At 28.6% G+C, this 19,788-nt stretch carries 18 protein-coding genes; 13 read left to right on the plus strand and 5 right to left on the minus strand.

Annotated elements, in window-relative coordinates; translation table 11 throughout:
- Positions 1-50: 50 nt before the first annotated feature.
- From ACTNBA_RS08425 to ACTNBA_RS08435, 3 genes are all read right to left on the minus strand, one after another.
- Complete coding sequence (locus tag ACTNBA_RS08425) at positions 51-896, minus strand: ABC transporter permease (protein ID WP_441073394.1); 846 nt, start codon at positions 894-896, stop codon at positions 51-53.
- Entirely contained in the window at positions 889-1,848 is a 960-nt protein-coding gene (locus ACTNBA_RS08430; protein WP_441073396.1) for an ABC transporter permease, read from the minus strand. Before ACTNBA_RS08430 ends, ACTNBA_RS08425 begins: the two co-directional genes overlap by 8 nt.
- 83 nt (positions 1,849-1,931) lie before the next feature.
- On the minus strand, positions 1,932-3,524 hold the full coding sequence (locus tag ACTNBA_RS08435; protein WP_346879215.1) for an ABC transporter substrate-binding protein: 1,593 nt from the start codon (positions 3,522-3,524) through the stop codon (positions 1,932-1,934).
- A gap of 389 nt (positions 3,525-3,913) precedes the next feature.
- On the opposite strand from ACTNBA_RS08435, the gene ACTNBA_RS08440 reads away from it, so the two are divergent.
- From ACTNBA_RS08440 to ACTNBA_RS08490, 11 genes are all read left to right on the plus strand, one after another.
- A complete protein-coding gene (locus ACTNBA_RS08440; RefSeq protein WP_346846500.1) occupies positions 3,914-4,081 on the plus strand; it encodes a hypothetical protein in 168 nt (55 codons plus the stop codon).
- Between the two features lie 474 nt (positions 4,082-4,555).
- Positions 4,556-5,374 (plus strand): Mrp/NBP35 family ATP-binding protein, encoded by an 819-nt coding sequence (locus ACTNBA_RS08445; RefSeq protein WP_346846501.1) that lies wholly within the window; start codon positions 4,556-4,558, stop codon positions 5,372-5,374.
- 309 nt (positions 5,375-5,683) lie between these two features.
- Positions 5,684-5,959: a YgjV family protein gene (locus ACTNBA_RS08450; protein WP_084178204.1), complete on the plus strand. Its 276-nt coding sequence runs from the start codon at positions 5,684-5,686 to the stop codon at positions 5,957-5,959.
- Between the two features lie 190 nt (positions 5,960-6,149).
- On the plus strand, positions 6,150-6,569 hold the full coding sequence (locus ACTNBA_RS08455) for an RDD family protein (protein ID WP_441073398.1): 420 nt from the start codon (positions 6,150-6,152) through the stop codon (positions 6,567-6,569).
- Positions 6,570-6,756: 187 nt separating this feature from the next.
- On the plus strand, positions 6,757-8,442 hold the full coding sequence (locus ACTNBA_RS08460) for a bifunctional metallophosphatase/5'-nucleotidase (protein WP_441073400.1): 1,686 nt from the start codon (positions 6,757-6,759) through the stop codon (positions 8,440-8,442).
- A gap of 689 nt (positions 8,443-9,131) precedes the next feature.
- On the plus strand, positions 9,132-9,674 hold the full coding sequence (locus ACTNBA_RS08465; protein ID WP_441073402.1) for a GNAT family N-acetyltransferase: 543 nt from the start codon (positions 9,132-9,134) through the stop codon (positions 9,672-9,674).
- Positions 9,675-9,851: 177 nt separating this feature from the next.
- Positions 9,852-11,114, plus strand: coding sequence for an alpha/beta hydrolase (locus ACTNBA_RS08470; RefSeq protein ID WP_441073404.1), 1,263 nt, complete (start codon positions 9,852-9,854; stop codon positions 11,112-11,114).
- Between the two features lie 82 nt (positions 11,115-11,196).
- Positions 11,197-12,114 (plus strand): GNAT family N-acetyltransferase, encoded by a 918-nt coding sequence (locus ACTNBA_RS08475; protein WP_441073406.1) that lies wholly within the window; start codon positions 11,197-11,199, stop codon positions 12,112-12,114.
- Between the two features lie 19 nt (positions 12,115-12,133).
- Complete coding sequence (locus tag ACTNBA_RS08480) at positions 12,134-12,802, plus strand: class I SAM-dependent methyltransferase (RefSeq protein WP_441073408.1); 669 nt, start codon at positions 12,134-12,136, stop codon at positions 12,800-12,802.
- A gap of 178 nt (positions 12,803-12,980) precedes the next feature.
- Positions 12,981-14,726, plus strand: a complete 1,746-nt coding sequence (locus ACTNBA_RS08485; protein WP_441073410.1) for an ABC transporter ATP-binding protein — start codon at positions 12,981-12,983, stop codon at positions 14,724-14,726.
- On the plus strand, positions 14,723-16,489 hold the full coding sequence (locus ACTNBA_RS08490; protein WP_441073411.1) for an ABC transporter ATP-binding protein: 1,767 nt from the start codon (positions 14,723-14,725) through the stop codon (positions 16,487-16,489). Before ACTNBA_RS08485 ends, ACTNBA_RS08490 begins: the two co-directional genes overlap by 4 nt.
- 142 nt (positions 16,490-16,631) lie before the next feature.
- On the opposite strand, the gene ACTNBA_RS08495 is transcribed toward ACTNBA_RS08490, so the two are convergent.
- Both ACTNBA_RS08495 and ACTNBA_RS08500 read right to left on the minus strand, forming a co-directional pair.
- The gene (locus ACTNBA_RS08495) at positions 16,632-17,165 is read right to left on the minus strand and encodes a GNAT family N-acetyltransferase (RefSeq protein ID WP_441073413.1); all 534 of its coding nucleotides are present in this window, start codon (positions 17,163-17,165) and stop codon (positions 16,632-16,634) included.
- Positions 17,166-17,195: 30 nt separating this feature from the next.
- Entirely contained in the window at positions 17,196-17,807 is a 612-nt protein-coding gene (locus ACTNBA_RS08500) for a histidine phosphatase family protein (protein ID WP_441073415.1), read from the minus strand.
- Between the two features lie 371 nt (positions 17,808-18,178).
- Between ACTNBA_RS08500 and ACTNBA_RS08505 the strand changes: the two genes are divergently transcribed.
- Together ACTNBA_RS08505 and ACTNBA_RS08510 are read left to right on the plus strand one after the other, a co-directional pair.
- Positions 18,179-19,045, plus strand: a complete 867-nt coding sequence (locus ACTNBA_RS08505; RefSeq protein WP_441073416.1) for a CAP domain-containing protein — start codon at positions 18,179-18,181, stop codon at positions 19,043-19,045.
- A 238-nt stretch (positions 19,046-19,283) separates the two neighbouring features.
- The gene (locus ACTNBA_RS08510; RefSeq protein ID WP_441073418.1) at positions 19,284-19,760 is read left to right on the plus strand and encodes an NUDIX hydrolase; all 477 of its coding nucleotides are present in this window, start codon (positions 19,284-19,286) and stop codon (positions 19,758-19,760) included.
- The last annotated feature ends 28 nt before the right edge of the window (positions 19,761-19,788 follow it).

Raw genomic sequence — 19,788 nt, forward strand, 5'->3', positions numbered from 1 at the left:
TAACCTAGGCTTCTTTTATATATCTAGGGATTCTAAGTATTCTTTTAAATTTATTCTCCTTGAGATGGATCTAATGCTACTCTCAAGATATCACCAAGAACATTAAAGCTTAATACAATTAATAGTATCATAAGACCTGGAAAAATTGCTAAATAAGTCTTATCACCAATCCTAGATTGAGCAGTTTGAAGCATGCTACCGAGAGAAGCCATTGGTTGTTGTACTCCTAGACCTAAAAAACTCAAAGAAGATTCCATAAGTATAGCATCGGCTATATTTATGCTAGCTGCAACAATTACTGTAGAAATAGCATTAGGTATTATATGTGTTTTTACTATTTTTATATTATTGCTACCTAACGCTTTAGAACATAGAATATAATCCCTTTCTTTTATAGATAATGTTTCTGAGCGGACTATTCTAGCGATACTCATCCATCCAAATATACCTATAATGATTATTATATTGGCTATACTTGGTCTTAAATAGGAATTTACTATTAGTAGTAAAAAGAATAGAGGTATACTCATTAACATGTCTATTATTCTCATTATAATAGCATCAACTTTGCCTCCTAATAGTCCGCTTATAGCACCAACTAGGGTGCCGATGAATATAGATACCATCATGGAGAGTACACCTACTATTAAGGAGATTCGTGCACCATATAAAGCTCTAGTAAAGTAATCTCTTCCGAGTTCATCTGTTCCAAATATATTTTTTAAATTTGGAGAAATAAATTGATTGCTCATATCAATAGTATCGGGATTATAAGGAGTCAAAAATGCAAAAACAGATAAAATAATTATCAAAATTAAGCATATTAAAGCAAATATTCCTAAATTATTTTTTTTAAGCTCTCTTATAAAGTTTTCTTTAAATCTAACACTAAACATTTTCATCCCCCCTACGTATTCTAGGATCTACTAGTACATAACTAATATCAGCAAGTAGATTTCCTATAACAACCATTATAGAGGTAACTAAAGTCATAGCCATTATAACTGGATAATCTAAGGCTTTTATTGAGTTAATGCCAAGTCTTCCCATACCAGGCCATCCAAAGATAGTTTCAGTGATAAATGCACCAGAAACTAAAGATGGTAAGCTCATTCCAAGAATTGTTATCATTGGAAGAAGAGCATTTTTCATGATATGTTTAAATAGAATTCTATTCTTACTTGCACCTTTGGAAATTGCGGTAACAATATAATCTTGCTTTAGTTCTGTTATAGTACAAGAACGTACATATCTTGTAAGAACAGCTATATTAGAAAAACTGAGTACTATAGTAGGTAATATACCGTGTTTTATAACATCTAATGTTGAAGTTACACCTATAGTTCTCATACCAACACTAGGAAGCCACTTTAATTTTAAAGAAAATATTGAAAGCAATATCATTGCAAACCAAAAGCTAGGTATAGAGATTGCAATATAGTTTAATATATTTGTAAATCTGTCTAAGAATTTATTTCTATGCATGCCCGTATATAATCCTAGGGGAATTGATATTAAAATAGCTAGAAGTAGGGAAGAACCCATAAGTCCAAGGGTAGCAAAAAATCTTGAAGAAATTTCACTAGCTACAGCTTGTCTAGAAACCAAGGAGTAACCCAAATCACCACTTAATACATTTTTTAGCCATAAGAAATATCTAGTTAGCATAGGTTTATCCAGTCCAAGACTTACTCTTATTAAATCTGCTTGTTCCTTTGACATTTTAGGGGTTATATATCCTTGAGCTGGATCTCCTGGAGCCAGATTCATAAGTAAAAAAGATACAAAGGATATAAATAAAAGCATAGGAATAGCTTGTAAAATTCTCTTTGTAATTTTATTTTTCATAATACTATCCTTTCTATGTAAAAAATTTATGTAAAAATGGCTCAAGTACCCGGAAAGGGTAAATGAGCCATAGAAATATATTTTTATTGTTGAATCATATATATTTTTGATAAATCTTCAAACATATATATAGGTACTAATTTGGCATCTTCAATTCCACCAAATTTAGCATCAACTCCGATTAATGACTTTGAATAATATAATGGGTATACTACAGCATCATCAGCTATGGTCTTTTGAATTTTTTCATATAATTCTTTTCTCTTTGCATCATCTGATTGAGAAGCTCCATCCTTCCACAACTTGTCTAGTTCTTTGTTATTATAACATTGAGCATTAAAGCTACCACTAGACATATAAGCACTAGAATATCCATCTGGATCATTTCCCATTACATATCCATTTATAAGTATATCGTAATCTCTTTCTTGTTCTCCAAGGATTTTTGAGAAGTATACATTGTCATCTATTTGCTGAGCATCTACTTCTATGCCGATAGTAGAAAGTTGTTGTTTAACAACCATGGCAATTTTGCTATCTTTTGGAGTGTATTGAAAATTCAATTTTATATTACCTACACCAGACTTTTCCATAAGCTCTTTTGCTTTTTCTAAGTTTTGATCATATTTTTCTACATCATCAGTATAGAATTTTGTGTTTGGAGTTAAAATAGAGTAAGCTTTTTCAGTGTTTTCTAAATTAGTATAGGATGTTTTTAAAATCTCTTCTTTATTTAGGGCATAGGATATAGCTTGTCTAACTTCTTTTTTACTTAAGTTTTCATTTTTTTCATTAAGTATAATATAGTTTAGCATTCCTTCATCAAAAGAATGAGTTTTAAACCTATCATCTGATGAGAAAGTTTCAAACTTATCTTCAGCTAAGTATGCTGCAGAAACTTCTCCATTTTCAAAAGCAATTTTTGAAGTATTATCATCTGGAATTATTCTATAAACCACACTATCTAAATGAGGTTTTCCTAAATAGTAATCATCAAATCTTTCTAGGGTTACCATTTCACCCTTTTTCCATTCTTTGAATTTAAAAGGACCAGAACCTACTGGAGTATTATTTTTATCTGATTCTGCTAAATTGCTTTCACCTTCAAATATATGTTTTGGAATTATTTTAAAATCTCCAATTGATATATAGAATGGTGCAAAGGTATTTGGAAGTTTAAATTCAACAGTTAAGTCATCAATTTTATTAGCTTGGACTTCTTTTTTATCAATAACAAAAGTTTGTCTAGCATCAATTCCCTGACTTTCATCTTTAGCTACATTTACACTATAAACAACATCATCTGCTGTTATTTTTGTACCATCATGCCATGTTAAATTATCTTTTAATTTTAATGTATATGTAAGTTTATCTTCAGAAGTTTCCATACTTTCTGCTAAGTAATATCTTACTTCATCTTTATCAACTACATATAGTGGATCAAATAAAGCATTGTTTATTGTATAAGTAACCCTGTTTTGTTGAAAAAAAGGATTTAGGCAACTTGGATCAGTTCTAGCTGAAAATATCATTGTTCCTCCATCCTTTATTTGTTGTTGAGCAGTTTCATTCTTTTTGGACTCAGTATTAGTAGAACTATTTTTTGAACTACATCCAATTAAGGACAAGGATAGTATTAAAGATAGTCCAATACTGAGAAATCTAGTCTTTTTCATTGTAATCCCCCTTATACACTGTAAAATCAATTCATGTTTATGAATGAATTTTATGATAGTTGTAGTTACGTGAAAATACGCAACAATTCCTTATATAGGATAACATAATAAATATTAGTATATAACTCTTATTATAAATTAAAATAAATAAAATTAGTCTATCAGAAAACGTTATAACTACAAAAACCAACAATTTATTACATAATAAATTAAAAGTTTTGCTAATAGTAACTAGCGGAAATAAGCCATATAATAATTTCTGAAATTCTTAACATTTCATAATAGTGAATTGTATTATAAAATGGTTTGTTAAGTATAAATATATTAAAAACAGGAAAATATATTATTAAATTCTATGGAGTAAGGAATATTAAAATTAGGAGGAAAATATGATGAATAATTATGTATTACCAGAAGACAATTTAGGAGAAGAATATAATTTTGAAAATGAAATTAGTTATTATGATGAAGGATATGAAGAATGTATACGATGTGGTAATAGGGAGTGTTTAGACAATAAAAGATTATGTAGTTACTGTAGTGAAACTTGGGAATAAAATTAAATATTTTAATGATATAAACATAGTTCTTTGCTTTAGAGGGAGTTTTTCTCCCCCTGAAGCTTACTAACAGACTTCTAAGTATCAATTTATTTGATACTTAGAAGTCGTTATCCTTTAGGGGAAGTCATTATCTAGGGACATAGTAGCTCTTTACTCCCATTTTGAAAAAGATGAGAGTATTAGAGCTGGTAGTCATGGGATAAATAGGAGAAGAATTTACTTTAGAATTAAGTTATGTAATTAAGAGATAAGTAACATGCAATATTACTAGACTCAATTTATAGTAAATTCTTTTTAGATTATTACAGTAATTTTTAGATGCTATATTTTAATTTTATAATATGCTAGACAAAAATATAATTTATTCATATAGGATTATAATAAATTTCATTATTGGCATTTGACAACAATTTAAAACAGCAGTAATATAAATTTAGTAAATACCAATAATAATGAGGAGATGATTTTATGTCAACATGTGATACATGTCCATCCAATGGTGGATGCAGTAAAGATAAAGGAAGTTGTGGAGTTGAGAACAATCCTTTAAACAATGTTAAAAAAATTATTGGAGTTATGAGTGGAAAAGGTGGCGTTGGTAAATCATCCATGGCTACTTTAATAGCAAGACAATTAAAGGAAAAAGGATATAAAGTAGGGATTTTAGATGCAGATATTACAGGGCCAAGTATACCAAGACTTCTTGGAATTACAGGACAAAAAGCTATGGCGGATGGTAAAAATATATATCCTATTGAATCTCAAGAAGGAATAAAGGTTATGTCGTTAAATCTGCTAGTAGAGAATGAAGAAGATCCTGTAATTTGGAGAGGTCCTATGATTGGTGGAATGGTTAAGCAGTTTTGGACAGATGTAATTTGGGGAGAATTAGACTATTTAGTTGTTGATATGCCACCAGGAACAGGAGACGTAGCACTAACTGTAATGCAAGATATTCCGATAAATGGAATAGTAATGGTATCTGTTCCTCAAGATTTTGTATCTATGATAGTTGCAAAGGCAGTTAATATGACCAGAAAATTAAATATAAAAGTTTTAGGCGTTATTGAGAATATGAGTTATATTAAGTGTCCTGATTGTGATAAAAAAATTAAATTATTTAATGGAGAGGATACAGAAAAGTTCTTGAAAAATCTAGATTTAAATCTTTTAGGTGAATTACCAATGATAAGTAGTATAAGCAATTTATCAAAAGGTGAAGAGCATCAAGATGAATTTAAAAACATATTTAATAAAATTGTTGAAAACATAATTAATAATTTATAAGAGTAAGAATAATAGATAATTATTATAACTTTTTTATAAATTAGTGTATCATTATATCAGTTTATAACAGTATAAAAATTTATAATATAAAAACTATCTTAAGCCTTTGATTTGAGATAGTTTTTATATTTTTTGTTTTAAATCTAAGGATTAATCTACATTGTTATATAAGAGATAAAAATCTAAAAACTAAAATAAAAAATAATTATTATATAAATAAAAAAATATATAATAGAGAAACTATAAATAAACATATTTTTTAAAACATTAGTTTTATTAGTATTTATAGTGGATATTTGTTATTTATTAATGAATATAATAAACTTTAGGAGGAGTTCTATGTTTAATGATACATTGATTGAGTGGATAGGTTATTTAGCATCTATACTAATTACTATTTCTATGTTTATGAAGGAAATATTTAAGCTAAGATTTATTAATTTAATGGGATGTATATTATTTGTAATATACGGGCTGATTATTGGAGCATATCCTGTAGCTATAGCTAATGCAATAATAGTTTTTATAAATCTATATTACTTATACAAGTTATTTAGAGAAATGAATACTAAAAATAATATTTAAATTTTAAAATATTAGTAAAAATTAAGCTATAGTGAAATAGAAAAATTACACTATAGCTTTAAATATAGAATTAAAAAGTTAATTTTCTATGTAAATTCATACTAAGTTTACATAGAATTAATTTACAGATAATTTAAAGTATAGTATATTTATCAGAGAGTTTATAATTATTATTTAAGGAGGATATTGGATGTTAAAGGATGAAGAAAATATAAAAAGTGATAATGAAAGTATAGAAGAGGAAAATGTAACAGAAGAAACTATAGCTGAAACACAAGAAAACATGGAAGCAACTTTAGAAAATGAAGAAGTATTAGAGCATATAGATGAAGCTGAAAAGGCAGAAGAGTGTTCTAATGAAAATGTTAAAAAGAAAGGTGGATTTTTAGCCAAACTAGGTGCTAATATAATTGATCAGAGCATAAGTTTATTAGTAAGTTTTGCATTACTCTATTTATTTAATTTAATATTAATGCCTTTTGGATATAGATTTGGAGACAAAGTATTAGGATTTTTAGTAATATATGTAATTGTAAATATTTTATATGGTATTATAATGGAAGCTACTAAGCTAAAAACAACTATAGGAAAATCTATTTTTAAATTATAGTAGTTAAAACGTGTCTGTGTTTAGATGCGTTTTTTTATTTATGGAGAAAAATATATATACCATGCTAAAGTATATATTATACAGAAGCAAATGATATAATTATAATAAGAAAAAATTGAATTAAGAAGTTATTGTTGAGAAAGTTATTATTAATAATTAATGTTTTAAGCTGGAGGATTAAATATAAATGAATAGAATCACTACAACAAAGAATAAGAAAATTACAATCTTAGCAACTACAGATATACATGGAAACATTTTAGGATATAACTATGATAAGGGTGAAAGCTTCAATAATAGTGGAATGAATCGTATTTATTCTTATATAAAGCAAGTTAAGAGTGAAAATCTTAATACTTTGGTAGTGGATAATGGAGATATAATTCAAGGAAATACGTTAACAGATGAAATGTATAGTAATAAAAAGGATGAAAAACATCCTGTGATTTCTGCTATGAATTTTATGGGATATGATGCTATGGTATTGGGAAATCATGAATTTAACTTTGGACTTGATTTAATAAAATCTCTTGAAAAGCAAAGTAACTTTCCATTTCTTTCAGCAAATGTAGCCTATAGAGAAAGTGGTGAAGACTTTGTAAAGTCACATACAATTATAAATTGTGGTGGAGTGAGAGTTGGAATTATAGGGTTAACTACTCCTAATGTACCAAGATGGGTAGGAAATCTAGTGAAGGATCTAAATTTTCATGATCTTGGTGAAACTGCCTATAGGTATGTAAGTGAAATTAGGGATAAAGTAGATATTATAATGGTTATGGCTCATGCAAGCATGGTTTCAGAACATGATAAGAAGAATGAAAGAGATGCAGCTGAAAAAATATTGAGATTATGTCCGGAGATAGATGTACTAGTAGTTGGGCATTTTCATATAACAGTAAAAGAAAAAAGAGGAAAAACGCTCATTGGAGGGGCTACAGATAGTGGACAGGAAGTAATTCGTTTTGATTTAACCTTGGACAATAATAATCATGTTATAGATGGACAAGTTAAAGTTGTATCCATGAAGTCGTATTATCCTAGCGAAGAGTTAAGTGGATTACCAGTTATTAAGAAAGCACATGAAACAACTATGGATTTTGTCACAGAAATAATAGGAGAAGCCACAGAAGATTTTCAACCAAAGGATGAGATAAGCTTTATACCTGAAGGACGGCTTAGAGATACTCCACTTATAGAGTTGATAAATAAGGTTCAACTTATAAATTCTGGTGCAGATGTTACATCAACTTCTTTAATTAGGGATGATAGTAATATAAAAAAAGGTGTTATTACTTATGGACATATTTTCAATGTATACAAGTTTACTACTTTTCTTTATGTAGTAGAAGTTACAGGGAAAGAGTTAAAGAATTATATGGAATGGGCTGCTTCAGCTTACAATCAGTGGAAGTCAGGAGATATTTCTATAAGCTTTACCATGGATATTCCAGGATATCAACATGAATTTTTTGCTGGAGTAAATTATAAAGTAGATATTTCTAAACCAGTAGGTCATCGAATTGTAGATTTAATTTTCAAAGGTGATTTAGTGAAAGAAAATCAAAAATTAAAATTAGCAACCAGCGATTATTGTTATTTTGCAAATTTAAAAGGTAGGAAATTAGCAAAGAATAATTATATTTGGAAATCTTCTAATACAATTAGAGATATGATAGTAGAATATATTAAAAATCAAGGTATTATATCTCCACAAGTGGATAATAACTGGGAGATAACTGGAGTTAATTTGGAATCACCATATAAAGAAAAAATAATTAAATTAGTTAATGAAGGTAGTATTGAATTACCCTATAATAAAGCTTTAAATATAGATGAACTTAAAAAATTGGGTTTAATAGATGTGAAGTAGGAATATTTGTATTGACTATATATATTTATTATGGTAAATTATACTTGTAATTTTAAATTTAGGAAGGGGACAATGAGATGTTGATTAGAATCAATTGTTAGTTAAATTTTCGAGATAAGAAAATATTTAAATTAAAAGAGGTTTTGTTTACGTTATAGGTCTATAGTACATCTATAGGATTTTTTGTGATACTTCTTTTTAAAACAATTGAAATGAAATCAATCTTATTGAGCTATTTCTAAATTTTACTTAATTATTATAATTAGCTTTGCTTAAGATGTGAATCTTAAGAAGGGTATTTTATAGGATTATTTTTAGTGAATGCCACAATTATTTATGTTTTAAATAATTTGTGATTTACAAGGTGTCCTAAGTTTATAATAATATTTGTTAATATATATTTTATAAATGTAAAGAAGTACTTAAAGTATGAGTAAATATGGTAACATATTTAATACTTTGCTGTGTCTTTGAATTTATAGGATGTATAATAATATGAAACTTTATCTGTATATACTGGGTAAAGTAGATGATATATACTAAATTAGAGATTTAGTATATTAACTAAGTAAAATAAAAATGTTAGATTTGGCTGTAAGAGAGAGATTCTTTCTTACAGCTTTTTTGTTGCTCAATAAGGGGATTTCTAAAAAAGTAAAAAGATAAAGTAGAAAAAGGGGGATTTAATAGTGAATTATTATGAGGATAAGAAAATTAGGATAAGAGACATAGAAAAAGGAGATATCATTAATTTGTTTTCTTGTAGAATTGACAAGGAGATTAATAGGTATGATCCAAGACCTATACCAAGTAATAGTAGAGAATTAATTCAAGAATGTAAAATCTATTGTGATAACTTTGAAAGAAATGTGGTAAATGATAGATTAGAAGATCGAATGTATAAGTATTTTATAATCACCGATAATGATGAAAATTTTATAGGTTTTGTCAACTTCTTTAGTATAGATACAGTTGCAAAGCAGGGGGAAATGGGAGTTACTATAGGTGATAAAAGATATTGGAGGAAAAGCATAGCTTATGACTCTATCAAGATAGCCATGAACTATATATTTAATACCATGGATATAAATAGAATATATGTGGAGATTGAAGAAAATAATAAGCCATCATTGTCACTATTTAACAAGCTAGGATTTGAAAAATGTGATGAGTATATGGAAGATGGAGAATTTAAATTTATAGTAATGGACATTAAATCTCATAACGAATAAATTTTAAATAGTTTCATATACATAAATTTACATATAAAACTATTTAAATATAGAACTATACAACTAGTTAAATAGTTGAATTCAGTAAGTTTAGATAAAGAATAAATTAAAATATACTTAAATTGAAGGGGGGAAGCGATTGAGGTATCTATTGATAACCTTATTGCTAAATTAATTATGAATAATAAAAAAATGTTAAGTCCAATAATATTAAAACTTGAAGAGGATATGAATTCTGGAAATGATAATGCTATAGATATATTTTGGAAAAAGATCGAAAGAGAAGGGGCACCTCTTATTGAAGACATAGAGGGAGATGAAGAAAATTCAATTGTAACTGTAATTTGGAGACAGGATAGAGAAATTGATAATATATTTGTTTTCAGTGAAATCTTTGGAGGATGGATGTTCGGAGAAGGCGATAAAAAAACTAATTTATATAGATTAGGTAATAGTGATTTATGGTATAGAAGTGCTATTTTATCTAAAAAAGCTCGTTGCTTATATACATTGATAGCAAATGTTAATGAAGAGTATGAATGGAGGGATGAAGATGTAATCATAGATCCTCTGAATCCTAAAACTTATACACCTGCAAGAGATGAGGAGAATCCGGAAGATATAGCGCTCCTTGTACCTACCGAAAATGTAATTGAGATGCCTGAGGCTAAAGAAAAATTATGGACAAAGGAAAGAACTGATAATAAAATAGGAAAAATTCATATGTCTAGATTTAAATTTAAGTCAGATAAAAAGGAAAGAAGGGTTTGGATATACACTCCTTATGGATATGAAGAAGATGGAAGTGATAACAATCTAATGGTGTTTACTGACGGATGGGAATATATAAACTTAGTAGAAGCTCCTAAAATACTAGATAATCTCATAGGTGATAGGCATATAAGTCCTACCTGTGCTGTATTTATTGAAAGCTCAGATAATAGAGCAAAAGAATTAATTTGTAATAATGAATATTTTGAATTTATTACAGAAGATATATTACCATGGGTTAGGAAAAACTATAAGGTGACAAAAAATCCTAAAAACACAATTATTACAGGATTAAGTTTAGGTGGACAATTTGCAGCTTATGCAGCATTTAATGGATCTGATATATTTGGAAATGTTCTATCACAATCAGGAGCCTTTGCATGGTTTATTGATGATAAGGGAGAAATACAACTTGATTCTGAAGGAAATAGTAAATTAATAGAGGAATACAAGGATTCAGAGGTATTACCAATAAACTTCTATTTAAATATGGGGAGCCTAGAGGGATTTTCAAAAGGTCATGTGGAAGCAAACAACAGAATGATAGCTACATTAAAAAGTAAGGGATACAATGTAACTTCTGAAACTTTTATAGGTGCTCATCTTTATTATGATTGGCAAGATAATCTAGCAAATGGAGTAAAAGCTTTGTTAGTAGATAAACAATAGTAAAGAGGTTAATTAAATAAAATTATTAGATAATTTTCATTATTAAAATGATTTGAACAGATACTTAAGGGGGATATAGTATATGAAATTTCAAATGTGGTCAAAGGAAATATTAAGTTATGAATTAAGGGATGGATATAGACTAGAGAGGGCTGATAATAAAGGGTTCACTGATTACTATACAGTTTACTCACAGATGAACATTGCTAATGGCTTCTTTAAGAAAAGTTATGACGTAATGAGAACTGTAGTTGATGATGAAGATGAATGCTTTTGGATTATTAAAGATGATAAAAAAATAGGTGGAGTGTTTATAGAACCTAATAATATATCAGAATTATTCATTATACCTCCCTATTCAAATGTAGATTTATTATTAGAAAGACTTAAAGAAATTCTAGTTTTTTGGTCAGATACTACAAAGGATATACTTGCAGATATAGTACAACCATCTTTAGTTGAAAATTATGAGAAAATAGGATTCAAAAAAGTTGAAAGCGGTAGGTGGATGATAAGACCGACAGAAGAATTCAATATTATGTGGGGAGAAGAATATTATATAAATTTACCTAAAAGAGAAAATCAAGGAGAAATAGGAAAGTTACTTCATGAGTCTTTTGAAAGCAATGTGAATCTTCATAGCAGTTATACCCTAGATGAATATACAGATTGGGTAAAAGAATACTTTGATGATTATTTAGACAATGACATGCTAAATAGAGCTTCTACCCTTGTATATGATGGGAATACTAATGAGCTAGTGGGAGTTTGTTATGTATCACTTTGGCAGGAATGGCCTTTAATATCTCAGATAGCTGTTAAGCCAAGCTATGAAGGCAAAGGTATTGGAACTAAGATGCTAAAAAAGGCACTTACTATTCTAAAGAAAGAGTATCCTGTAGTTAGGCTGTATGTTGATATAGGAAATGAAGCCGAGGAGGTTTATGAGAACTTAGGATTTTTAAAGGGGCTTGAGTTGGCACAGATGAAGTTAGTTTAATCAGAAAGTAGGTAATAATATGAGTGAAAATTGTGAAATAGAAGAAATGGGGAGTTTTTTCAATTTAAGGGCTGAAGGGTATGAAAAGCATATGGAAGACGCCTTAAATTCCTTTGAAGAATACTACAAGTTAGTTTCATCTACTGTGGAATATACAGAGGATTCTATTGAAATCCTTGATTTAGGATGCGGTACAGGCCTTGAGTTAGAAGAAATATTCAATAAGGCGCCTAATGCTAGAGTAACTTGTATAGACTTATCTAAAGAAATGCTAAAAATTCTTAAAGAAAAATATAAGAATAAATTGAACCAAATAAATATAATTATCGCATCTTACTTAGAGGAAGACTTTGGGATAAAGAAATATGATTATGTGGTTGGAATAATGACTATGCACCACTTCTTATATGATGAAAAGTTAGAACTTTATAAGAAAATAAAATTAGCATTGAAGGAAGAGGGAAGTTATATAGAAGGAGACTATGTGGTAAGTAAATACTATGAAAAAAAGTGGCTCAAACAAAGAGTTGACTTATTAAAAGAACAAGGTGATGAAAAAATTAAACTTTATCATATAGATATTCCTTTTGCATTAACTACACAAAAAAGGCTATTGAAAGAAGCAGGATTTAAAAATCTTCATATGATTTTTCAAAAGGGTGAACACCTAATTTATGAGGTAAAGTAAAGATATTAATATAAATTCACATATGTAAGATAAAATGGAAAGAGGATATTGGGTTTAAAAATATTGATTAACATCCGTAGTCTAATATTACGTAAAAAATTAGACTATAGATGTTAATCATAAAATAAGTTAATTGAAGAAATGGTTTCAACATAATCAATTGAAAGGGGTGATGACAATGAAGTTGCCAATAAAAGATTACTTTGGATTATTATATAAGTACTTAAAAAAGCAAAAAAATATGGTAATACTATTATTTTTTATATTAGTTATTAACTTAGTAATACAATTAGCAAATCCACAAATATTGAGATATTATATTGATGCTGTAACAGAGAATTTGGGCAGCGAAAATTTAGTAATAGCAGCTCTATTATTTATAGCTTTTGGAATTATAAGGCAAGTATTTAAAATTATATCAACTTATATTAGTGAAAAAGTTGGATGGAGAGCAACTAATGCATTAAGAGGAGATTTAATAGAGCACTGTATAAACTTAGATATGGATTTCCATAAAACACATCAATCAGGAGAGATGCTTGAAAGGGTTGATGGAGATGTAAATGCTCTATTTAGTTTCTTCTCCACTTTTGTATTGCAATTTATATCAAATTTAGGACTTTTAATAGGAATAATTTTATTGCTATATAAAGAAGATTGGAGGATTGGATTAACACTAACCATGATTGCTATTTTGGATATGGTTGTAATGAAATATATAGAAAAATATTCATCAAAGCATTGGGAAAAATCAAGGGAATATAGTGCGCAGTTATATGGTTTTTTGGGAGAACAAATTACTAGTGTGGAAGATATAAATACTTGTGGCAGTAAAAATTATACTATGAATAGTTTATATAAATTATTCAGAAAAATGCTGCCTGTTGAAATAAAAGCCAGTTTAGGCCATTATTATATGTGGATAGCTAACATAATTGTCTTTGCATTAGGTAATGCTGCAGCATTAATACTTTCAGCATATTTTTATGGGAATTCATTAATAACCTTTGGTACTGTATATTTAATATTTCACTATGTTGAGCTTATGGTCAATCCACTAGAAGAAATCAGATCCCAGATGCAAAAACTTCAAAGAGCTGAAGCGAGTATTAAGCGTGTAAAAGAGCTTTTGCAAATTAAAAGCACAATAAAGTATGGCGCTAATGGTTTAAATAGTAAAGATTCTATTGATGTAGCTATAGATGGAGTTTCATTTAGTTATGAAGATGGAGAAGCTGTACTTAAAGATATAAATATTAATATAGAAAAAAATACTATTTTAGGAGTACTAGGTCATACTGGGAGTGGTAAAACTACCTTAGCCAGGTTAATTGTGAGGATATATGATGTATGTAGTGGAAATATTAGATTTAATGGAGAGGATTTAAAGAGCTTCACTAAAGAAAGTTTAATGGAAAATATTAGTTATGTTACTCAAGAAGTACAAATTTTTCATGCAACAGTTAGAGAAAATCTCACACTATTTAATCCTAGTATTAAAGATGAAACTATACTTAATATCATTGAAGATATTGGATTAATGCCATGGCTTAACAATTTACCCCAAGGGCTAAATACTATTCTAGATAATGGTGGTAGTGGCTTATCTTCAGGAGAAGCTCAACTTCTCGCTTTTGTAAGAGTGTTTCTTAAAAATCCTAAATTAGTTATTTTAGATGAAGCTACTTCAAAACTTGATCCAATCACTGAAGGACTTATAGATAATGCACTAAATAAACTACTCCAAAATAGGACTTGTATAATTATAGCTCATAGACTTGGAACAGTTGGGAGAGCAGATAGCATTTTGATTCTTGAAGAAGGAACAATTGTAGAGTACGGCAATAGAAATCAACTTTATAAAGATAATAATTCAAAGTTTTATAATTTACTACAAAAGGGTATGGAGGAGGTGCTGGCATGATAAAAAGCAAAAAAGAGAAAATTCCAGTGCTTGAGTATATTGGTAAGATGATAATGTATAGACCGTGGTATTATTTACTCAACTGCTTTTTATGGATAACAATTCATATGTTTCCACTGATACCTGGTTTAATTACTAAGAGATTTTTTGAAGTCTTAGAGAAAAGTGGAGGGTTGAATAGTGAAATTCTAAGCCTTATGGCATTAATTTTAGTAGTAGCATTAACTAGATCAATTATTATAGCTATGGGTGGAAGAGTAGATGCTAACCATAGATTTTCTATGAGTGGATTACTTAGAAGAAATCTACTAGAGTGTATTATAAATAATCCATTAATTGAAAATAAGACTTCTTTAGGTGAGTCTATGAACTGTTTTAGAGATGATATAGAAGAGATTGAGACTGTTATAAGCTTCACCTTAGATATAATTGGGGATGGATTATTTGCTTTAGGAGCACTAATTATTTTATTAACCATAAATGTAAAAGTAACTTTATTTATTTTTGCTCCTTTAGTTATAGTAATATTATTATCACAAAAGGCTATGAAGTATATTTCAAAATACAGGACTACTGCTAGGGAAGCAACTGGTGATGTATCAGGGGCTATAGGGGAAATATTTACTGGAATACAAGCAATAAAAATATCTGGAAGTGAGAAGTATATAATTAACAATCTAAATAATCTTAATGAAAAAAGAATGAAATATATGGTGCGCGATAAGATTTTTGTAAATATCATGGATGCTATATATGAAAATGCTGTAACTATTGGTACTGGATTTATATTGCTATTAACAGGTAAATATATGTTGGAAGGGAGCTTTTCAGTAGGAGATTTTTCACTATTTCTATATTATCTTCCCTTTGTAGCTGATTTTGCAGGCTTCCTTGGAGAAATTTTTGCTAGGTATCAGCAAGGGGGAATTGCCTTTAAGAGAATGTTTAAACTCTTAGATGAAAATATGGAAAAAGAGTTATTAGCTCATAATTCATTATATCTAAAAGGTGAATTAGTTGAAGAGAAATGTAAACAAGAAGATATAGAATTTAAGAGTTTAGAAGTTAAGGAGCTAACCTGTAAGTATAATGAAACTAGTGGTATAGAAAATATTAACTTAAGAGTAAATAAGGGTGATTTCGTAGTAGTTACAGGAAGAATTGGAGCAGGGAAGACAACTCTTATAAAATCTATTTTAGGAATGTTACCTATAGATAGTGGGAGAATCTATCTAAATAATGAAGAAGTTAAAAATAATAGTGAAAAGCTAACACCGCCAATAGTAGCTTATACGTCTCAGAATTCTAACCTATTTAGTGATACTATTAAAAATAATGTTCTTTTAGGACTAAAGGATGAAGGGAAAATATTGGAGCAAGCTATATATTCAGCAGTATTAGATAGGGATATTAAGAGTTTTAAGGATGGAATAGATACCATGATAGGTTCTAAAGGAGTAAAACTTTCCGGAGGTCAAAGACAAAGAGTAGCTGTGGCAAGAATGTTTGCAAGAAAGGCTGATTTATATGTCTTTGATGATATATCTAGTGCATTAGACATAGAAACAGAAATAAAGCTTTGGGATAGGATGTTTGAAAGAAAAAATATAACGGCCTTAGTAGTTTCTAATAGACATGTAGCCTTAAAGAATGCAGATAAAATTTTAGTTATGAAGGATGGAAAAATTGAAGGACAGGGAAAACTTGAAGAACTTCTTAAAAACTGTGAAGAAATGAGGCAGATATGGGGCCTTGAAGCTTAGAAGATAGCCTATATAGAAGAAGTTTCTGAATATCCAAAGTTAGACTTTATTTACCTATTGAATAGAAGGAAGTAGATTAATTGCATGTTTAATTAATCTACTTCCTTTTAAGCATTTTATACTGAGTTAAATATAATATATTTTATAAGATATATTCCATATGATAATCAAAGGGTTCAAGATTATATAGCTTTTTATTTACTTCTTTAGTTAGTATACATCCCATACACCTATAAAAGGTTTGAGCATTTTCACAAGATGAGGCAGAGATATAAACTTTACTAGCCTTTAATTCTCTAGCTTTATCAATACACATGTTAAATAGTGTTTTCCCAATACCTTTATGGCGGTGGCTGTTTGTAATGTGAAGATTGGACAATTGAATATATTGTTTTTTACTCCCAAAGAATTCATTTTCTAGGGAAGCAAACCCTACTAATTTACTTTCATCAAAGGCTGCAAAAATTGAACCACCTTTTTCAAATGTAGATTTTAATTCATTACATATGCATAATAGCTCATTATTATCCCAATTCTCTTCATAATAGATATCTTTTAGATACTCACTTCCATCATCTCTTAGTCTCCAAGCTCTGTATATTTTCTCATGTCTATCAAAATCATTTAATAGTTCAGGAACTAAGTCAGTTATTTTTAATTCTTTATATATCATCATTTATTTCCTTTCATAACTTATATTAATAGATTATTTACTATCTAAGGTATCTAAATGAGATAATTTATTTGTATAAATTATTCTATGACAACAGCTAGTTATCTGCCAGTGGTGTATTCCAGTATCACCTGTAGATATAAAAAGTTGTGAATTTATAGGAAGCTCAAGAAAACTTCTAAAAAGCATATTTATAATGCCACCATGAGCAACAATGGCTATAGTAGAATCAGAGGAGTTTTCGCTAACTATCTTTGATAATATGGATTCAGCCCTAGCTCTGAATTCTATCATACTTTCCATTCCATACATAGATGTGTGAGGCCATCTTATAGCAGGTTCAGGATAGCGTTCATTTGCCTCTTCTCTAGATAACCCTGCTAATAGTCCATTATTAAATTCCATAAGTCCATTTTCATATATAATAGGAATGTTAGTAGCATTAGCTAATATTTTAGCAGTTTCACTAGCACGTTTTAACGGACTGGAATAAATTTTATCAATATTATAATTAATTGATAAAAAATTTGACATAGCTAAACCTTGCTTATTTCCAAGCTCTGTTAATGGAAAATCTGCTCTTCCTTCATGAACGTTTAATATGTCTGCTTCTGATTGACCATGTCTAATTACAATGATATCCAAATTTATAGTTCCCCCTCATAATTAATTTAAGGTTATAAAATAATTATATAATATAAATAAAATGAATTATATGAATTTTTAGTTAAATATAATTGCAATTAAGTGGCTATTCATAGGTGAAGAATAATAAATTTTTAAATAAATTTAAATTTATATATAGATTATATTCATTTATTAACCTGGAAAAGGGTAACAATTATAGCATTTGTATTATAGTTAGTAGAAAAATTTATGGAAGAGAGGAACGTTATTATAAGTAAATAATATGAAATTATTAATTATTATAGAATCATAGGAAGTGTTCTACTAATAAAAAATTCTATATTTTATGTTATAAATAAATAATAAGGGAATTAAAAGGAGTGATACTAATGAAGAGGAAACTTATTACATTAATTATATGTGGAGCATTAGCGGGCACTGCACTGGTAGGATTAACTTTACAAAATAATTCTAAGTACATTAATAATTCAACAATTGAAAGTGTAGATGAAAAAGAAGACACAATAGAGGACAAGAGAAATGAAATTGCTTTGTCTGATAAAGTAGATGAAAAAGATAAAAACAGTAATGAAGAAATAAACATTAGTAAAGATACTAGGTTATCTCGGGGTGGTGGACAAGCTGATAATTCACAAAATGATAAAAATGTAGTTAATAATGATGAAGGAAGTAACTTAGAGGAAAAAGAAAGTTCTAATACTACAGTTAATAATCAAGAAGAAATAACTGGAGGTAATTCTTATAGTAATACTGAAAAGTCATCGGTACCATCTCAGAAAAAAGTGAATACACCATCTAAATCAACTACACCTACTACAACAGTTACAGGTGATTTTTCATCGCAAATAGAACAGCTTATATTTACAAAAGTAAATGAAGAGAGAGCTAGAGCGGGTATGAGCACCCTAAGTTACAGTAGTCTTATGGAGAAATACGCAAGAATAAAATCAAAGGATATGGGAGATAAAAATTATTTTGACCATAGAAATCTAGAGGGTGAGCTTATAACAGCACAAATGGCTAGAGATGGTATTTCTTATAGATCTTGGGGAGAGAATATAGCTTATATAGGTGGAGTATCTGATATAAATGAACTTGCAAATCAATTTATGATAAATTGGATGAATTCACAAGGACATAGAGAAAACATACTATCCCCTAACTTTACAAGTATAGGTGTTGGTGTATATAAAGCTGGGAATAGATACTATGCTACACAAGAGTTCTATAAATAATAGTACAAGCATTAAAAGTTTCACTGTAAATATGTAATTAAGGATTAAATTAAAAAAGCACTAAGATAAAAGATATCTTTAGTGCTTTTATTTTACATAAAACATTTATTAAAAGTTATTATTCATTTGTTAATACTGTAAGTTTATTGTAATATATAATAAAGGTTAATCCGATGACTACCACCTCTAATACTCCCTCTGTTTATAGAGTAATCTTATATTGGTAAGGAGTGAAATAATGAAAGTTAATTTTTATAAATTTAGTGAAATAGATGATTATAAATTGAAATTTGCAGTAATAATGGCAAGATATATGAATCGATGGATATTTGTAAAGCATAAAGAAAGAGATACTTGGGAGATTCCAGGAGGACATAGAGAAGAGAATGAAAGTATAAAGGATACTGCAAATAGAGAATTGAGAGAAGAAACAGGAGCTATAAAATTTAAACTTAATCCTGTAAATATATACTCTGTTGTAAGGGAGAGTAATGACACTGATGAATATGATGAATCCTATGGGGCACTTTTCTTTGCCGATATTGAGGAGTTAGGTGAACTTCCTAACTTGGAAATTGGGGAAATTTGCTTATTCGATAATCAACCTAAAAATCTTACTTATCCATCAATACAGCCTCATTTATTTAATAAAGTTTGCAGAATATATACTTTAGATGATGGAGCAAGTATAAATAAACCTATAAGCATTAGGTAGGAGGGAGTTAAAAAATGGGAAAAAACTT

Source organism: Clostridium sulfidigenes (assembly GCF_052067195.1).
GTDB lineage: Bacteria > Bacillota > Clostridia > Clostridiales > Clostridiaceae > Clostridium_J > Clostridium_J sulfidigenes.